Annotated in this window: 1 pseudogene; it reads left to right on the top strand. The window is 34.4% G+C overall.

Going from position 1 to position 457, the window contains the following annotated elements:
* A pseudogene (locus ACTHTU_RS11290) lies at positions 1-457 on the top strand (hypothetical protein); the annotation flags it as partial.

Here is a 457-nt window from a genome sequence, read left to right as displayed (position 1 = left end):
GCGCAAGATCAATTGGCTAGAATGTATCTTATGGGGCTTGGAGTAAAAATAAATCTTAGTAAAGCAGTTTACTGGTTTGAAAAAGCTGCCAATCAAGGGTTTGATAATTCACAATATGAATTAGGCCTAATGTATGCTACTGGCAAAGGAGTTACACAAAATTATCAAAATGCAATATTTTACTGGCAACAAGCAGCTACTCAAGGAAATGAAAACGCAAAAAAAGCTTTACAGTTATTAGCAGAAATGGAGCAAAAGGAAAACGCAGATTATAGAAAAAAACAGGAGGAACAACAAAGATTATTAGAAGAAAGACAACAAGCAGAACAGCAAAGATTGTTAGAAGAAAAACAAATGTTAAATAGACAACAGGAGCAGTTGCGTTTAGAGAAACAACAGGAAAACGAATTAACAGCTGCTGTTCAACAATCACAATACCTTTTACAAAGTACATGGA

It is taken from the genome of Neisseria sp. P0020.S005, assembly GCF_051957055.1.
Classification (GTDB): Bacteria; Pseudomonadota; Gammaproteobacteria; order Burkholderiales; family Neisseriaceae; genus Neisseria; species Neisseria subflava_A.
This window is presented reverse-complemented; position numbering and strand designations above follow the sequence as displayed.